This is a genomic window from Actinomycetospora sp. (assembly GCF_055612215.1).
In genome coordinates this window covers 1-5,036 of record NZ_JBVPVA010000897.1, presented here as the reverse complement: position 1 = coordinate 5,036, position 5,036 = coordinate 1, and the positions used below count along the sequence as shown (strand labels likewise).

Below are 5,036 nucleotides of genomic sequence, written 5' to 3'. Positions count from 1 at the left end.
CCGCGCGGCGCAACAGGCCGGGCCGTCCACCGGACGCCTCGCCGGACCCGTCGCCGGCCGGCGTCCCCACCGGCTCCATGAGGCGCTCGCGGGCGTCGGCGTAGTCGTGGCGGGCGATCTCGAGGGCGCGCCGGTCGCGCTCGTGGGCGGCCTCGGCGTCGGCGAGCTGTCGCCGGGCGCCGCCGATCAGGCGGTCGATGACGGCGTGGTGGTCGGCGTGCTCGGAGTCGATCCGCGCGAGCCAGCCTGACGCCCACGAGGCGATCAGCGGGTCGAGCGCCCCGCCGGTGCCCTCGTCGACCGCACCCGGCAGCAGGTCCTCGACCAGCGCCCGGACGCGGCCGCGGGCGGCGGCGACGTCGGGGCTGGCCTGGTTGGGGTAGGGCATCGGGCCGACGCGGTCCTCCGCGTAGACCTGGGAGAACCGCTTCTCCTCCGGCGTCCCGGGGGCCCGCAGGCCGCGCGGGACGTCGGTCTCGGCGGTGCCCCCGGCCCGGGAGCCGCGGGCGCCCGGGGCCGGCGGGGCGCCGCCCACGGAGCCGAACCCCGAGCCGCCGGCGCCGCCGGGCGTGGGTGGGGCGTCGTCCGGCGTGGTGCGCGGACCCACGATCCGGCGCCACCACGGGAGCGTCCGGGCCATCAGGCCTCCTCGGCGGGGGTGGCGTGCCGGCCGGTGTGCCCGGTCGGTGCGGCGGGCGTACCCGCGGTGTGGCCGGCGGGCGTGCCCCGCGGCGGGGTTGCCGCCTCGCCCGGGGGCACGGACGGGTCCTCGGCGGCGAACACCCAGCCGGGGATGCGGGGGTGCTGCGCGGCGAGCAGGGGGCCGACGCGATCCCCCGCGGGGTGGTGGCGGACCAGGTGGCGCTCGTAGGCCGAGATGCGGCGCATGGCCTGGGCGTGCAGCCGCCGGACGCGGGTGGCCCCGACGATCTCGCGGGCGCGGACAGCGGCGCGGACCCGGGCCAGCTCCTCGTGGGCGGCCGCCGCGGTGCGGCGCAGCCGATCCACCTCCTCGACGACCGGCCGGCGCAGGGCCTCGTACTCCCGGGCTCGTCGGGAGCGCACGACGTCGTCGGCGGTGCGGGCCTCGCCCCCGCGGCGCAGGGCCAGCTGGTCGTCGGCGAGCAGCACCGGCCAGCCCGCCAGGCGCTCCTCGGCGCGGCCCGCCGCGAGCTCGGTCTGCTCGATGCGCGCGACGAGGGCCGCCTCGGTCTCCAGGAGCGGGGCGAGCTCGACGTCGAGGCGCAGCCGCTCGCGATGGCTGCGGGCGAGGAAGTCCTGGGCGAGCTCCTCGAGCGCGGGGGTCCCGGGTGGGCGGCCGGGCTCGAGGCCGGGCAGGCCCGCACGGCCGTCGGCGCGGGCCCGGTGCCAGTCGGCGAACCGCCGCGCCGGGGTGTACGGCGGGTGCCCGCCCCCGGAGGCGCTCGCCGGCGGGATGGGCGTCGGACCGGCGCCCGCGGGCCGGCCGCGTGCCGCGGCACCGGGCGACGGGGTCCCGGGCGACGGCGAGGGCGCCGGCGCCGGGATGCCGGTCACCGGGGTGCGCGGGCCGGGCGTCGGACCTCCGCCCGGCGATCCCGCGGACGCCGCCGGGCGCGGACCGCGCGCACCCGCGGGCGCCGCGCCACGCGCGTCGGCCGGCCGGCTCATGGGACCTCCTGCCCGTGGTCCTCGCCGGACGCGCACCGGGCCCAACTCGTCGTGCACCGGCCGTGGACCGGCCGCGTCGGGGCCGCCGTACGGCGTACCCGGGACGCAGTCTAAAGGCAGCCCCCGAGCGCCCTCGCCGCCCCTCCGGACCGCGGTCACCACCGCGCCCGACACGGACGGGGACCGTCGGGTCGTGCGCACCGGTCACCCGTCGGCGTGAAACTCCGGGCCACCGGCGGCGACTCCACCGGGCGGCCGACACGCCTCCACCAGGTGAAATGCTCCGGTTGCGCCCGATCGGTCGCGAGACGAGAGGGTTAATTACTGAGCCGATCGGCCGATGCTGTCGATGTGCAGAACGTGATGGACGGACTGGCCGAGGTCATCGCCCCGCACCCCTCGCTCCGGACGGGCGCCGGCGAGCTCCGCCCGACGGACCTCGTCGAACAGGTCCGCAGCTCCGAGCTGGTCGACGTCGTCGATGACGCGGTGGTCTCCGCGGTCGCGCAGGCCGTCTCGCGGGCCTCCGGGGAGCTCGCGGCGCACCCCGAGGACCACCGCGAGGACGCCGCGGGCCGCTCCCCGGTCGACCTCGAGGTCATCATCCCGGCCTACAACGAGTCCGGCCGGCTGCCCGCGACCCTCACCGCGATGGTCGCGTTCCTCTCCGAGCAGCCGTGGACCTCGCGCGTCGTGGTCGTCGACAACGGCAGCGTCGACGACACCGCCGCGACGGTCCTCGCGGTCACCGGCCGCGCCTGCAACGTCGCGACCGGCTGGTGCGTCGAGGCCGTCGCCATCGGCTGCTCGCAGGCCGGCAAGGGCGCCGCCGTGCACCGCGGCCTGCGGACGAGCCGTTCGCGGATCGTCGGCTTCACCGACGCCGACCTCTCCACCCCGCTCGAGACCTTCCTGCCCGTGATGGCGTCCCTGCGCGGCGGCGCCGCCGCGGCCATCGCCTCCCGCCACGCCCCCGGGGCGTCGATCGCGAGCAGACAGCCGCTGGGCCGCCGCGTCGGCGGCACGGCCTTCCGGCTGCTCTCCCGCCCGCTGCTGCCCGGCATCCACGACACCCAGTGCGGGTTCAAGTTCTTCGACCGCCTCGCCGTGCAGGACCCGCTGTGGCGGGCCCGGTCCACCGGCTTCGCGTTCGACGTCGAGCTGCTGCGCCTCGTGCGCGACGGCGGCGGACGGATCGACGAGATCCCGGTGACCTGGACCGACACCAGCGGCTCGACGCTGCGCCCGGTCCGCGACGGCCTCGCCGCCTTCACCGCCGTCGCGAAGCTGCACCGCGAGCTGTCCCGTCCCGGCCCGGCGCTGCCGTCCCGCGCCGCCCTCTCGACCGACCTCACCGCCACCTCCGGGAGCGCCTCGTGACCTCCACCCTCACCCCCGGCACCCGCGCGGGGACCGCCGTCGCCGTCCCCGTCCTGGACCGTGCCACCGAGCAGCTCGCGGGCTGCCGCGTGCTCGTCCTCAACTGGCGCGACGTCCGGCACTCGCAGGCCGGCGGCGCCGAGCTCTACGCCCACGAGATCTCGAAGCGCTGGGTCGAGGCGGGCGTCCACGTGACCTGGCTGACCGCCCGCGACGCCGGGCAGAGCGCCCACGACGAGATCGACGGTGTCGTGATCCGCCGCGCCGGCGCCACCATGTCGGTCTACGCGCGGGCCGCGCTGAGACTGCTGCGCGGCAGCCTGCGCCCGCAGTTCGACGCGGTGGTCGACTGCCAGAACGGCATCCCGTTCTTCTCGCCGGTCTTCACCCGCAACACGGTCCCGACGGTGCAGGTGGTCCACCACGTGCACCAGGACCAGTTCGCCACGCGCTTCTCCTCGGCCGGGGAGGCCGTCGGCCGGCTCCTCGAGGGCCGGGTCGCGCGCCGCGTCTACTCCGGCAAGCGGACCGTCGCGGTCTCCGCGTCCACCCGCCAGGAGCTGCGCCGCCGCCTGCGGTTCGACGGCCCGATCGACGTCGTCACCAACGGCATGGCCCCGGCCCGGCGCACCGGGCCGACCGCGGCGCGCGCCGAACGCCCGACGATCGTGCTGACCAGCCGGCTCGTCCCGCACAAGCGCGTCGACCTGCTGCTGCACGCGGTGTGGGCCGCGCTGCCGGACGTGCCCGACCTGCAGGTCGAGATCATCGGCGACGGACCGGAGCTGACCGCGCTGCGGCGCACCGCCGTCGAGCTCGGCCTCGGGCGGGTGGTCCGCTTCCACGGCCGGCTGCCGGACGCCGAGCGCGACGCGCTCATGGACTCCGCCTGGCTGACCACCTCCACCTCCGACGGCGAGGGCTGGGGCCTGGTCGTCCTCGAGGGCGCCGCCGCCGGCGTGCCGTGCCTGGCGCTGCGCGCCACCGGCATCCGCGACTCCGTGCTCGACGGCGTGACGGGCTGGCTCGTCGACGGGATCGACGACTTCGCCGCGGCGCTGCCGCGCACCCTCGCCGAGCTGGCCGACCCCGCGCGGGCCCGCGAGGTCGCGCAGGCCTGTCGCGACTGGGCGGCCTGCTTCGGCTGGGACCGCTCCGCCGAGCTGCTCGCCGGCTCGGTGCTCTCCGAGATGCGCGCCTTCCGACGGGCCGGGACCGAGGACGACCACCTCCCGCCCGCCGACCGCTCCGTGCTGCACCGCGCGGCGACCCGGCGGCGGGCCCGCTCCGACATGACCACGGTCGCCCACTTCACCCACGACCGGCCCTGGGACGCCGCCGCCGCGCTGCGCCTCACCGACGAGGTGGCCGTGCGGGTCGCCGAGGGGTCCGGCCCGGAGGGGCCCGGGCAGGTCGTGGCCCTGCTGCGCGGCTGCGACGAGGTCGACGCCCTCGCGGTGCTCGGCCGCATCGGCGCCCGCGACCCACACGTCCGGCTCGCGAGCCGCCACGAGCTGCTCGGGGGCCCGACCGCGGTCGTCGTGCTCCCGCGACGGGGCCGCGGTCACGGCTGCCCGAGGTCCGCCGTCGGCCCCATGGCGGCGCCCCGGGCGGCCGGCCCGACGCCGACCGCGGTCGGGCCGCCGAGCAGCTCGTGGCGGCTCGCGAGGCGGACGCGGACGTCGGTGGCGCGCAGCCGCTCGAGGACGGCGAGCGCGTCGACCTCGTCGCAGCCGCGCAGCAGGGCCGTGACCTCGTCACCGGTGACGGCGGCCTCGTCGGTCAGGCGCAGCCGGGCGACCGCGGTCTCGGGGTCGGCGTGGCGGAACCGCGCGAGGGTGGTCATGTCCGACCGGGCCCGGCGGCGCGTCGCGGCGCGGTGCAGCGCCGAGCGGTCGGCGACGGGAAAGGTGGTGTCCTGGAGTCCCGAGCGCCCGAACCCCTCGATCTCGGAGACCATCACACCGGCGAGCAGCTCGTGGCGGCTCGCGAGGCGGACGCGGACG

Annotated in this window: 4 protein-coding genes; 2 read left to right on the top strand and 2 right to left on the bottom strand. The window is 78.1% G+C overall.

The window, feature by feature from the left end; translation table 11 throughout:
* Together AC0CYZ_RS24440 and AC0CYZ_RS24435 are read right to left on the bottom strand one after the other, a co-directional pair.
* The coding region (locus AC0CYZ_RS24440; protein WP_472220161.1) for a hypothetical protein at positions 1–640 on the bottom strand (640 nt) is incomplete at its 3' end.
* On the bottom strand, positions 640–1,650 hold the full coding sequence (locus tag AC0CYZ_RS24435; RefSeq protein ID WP_472220159.1) for a hypothetical protein: 1,011 nt from the start codon (positions 1,648–1,650) through the stop codon (positions 640–642). The genes AC0CYZ_RS24435 and AC0CYZ_RS24440, both read right to left, overlap by 1 nt.
* Before the next feature lie 351 nt (positions 1,651–2,001).
* On the opposite strand from AC0CYZ_RS24435, the gene AC0CYZ_RS24430 reads away from it, so the two are divergent.
* On the top strand, positions 2,002–3,030 hold the full coding sequence (locus tag AC0CYZ_RS24430; protein ID WP_472220157.1) for a glycosyltransferase: 1,029 nt from the start codon (positions 2,002–2,004) through the stop codon (positions 3,028–3,030).
* Positions 3,027–5,036: glycosyltransferase family 4 protein (locus AC0CYZ_RS24425; RefSeq protein WP_472220155.1), on the top strand; the 2,010-nt coding region annotated here is incomplete at its 3' end. The genes AC0CYZ_RS24430 and AC0CYZ_RS24425, both read left to right, overlap by 4 nt.

What these genes read in the sequence shown, in the direction of transcription:
- AC0CYZ_RS24435 (WP_472220159.1), bottom strand. Translation starts at nt 1,650, where the DNA reads ATGAGCCGGCCGGCCGACGCGCGTGGCGCGGCGCCCGCGGGTGCGCGC.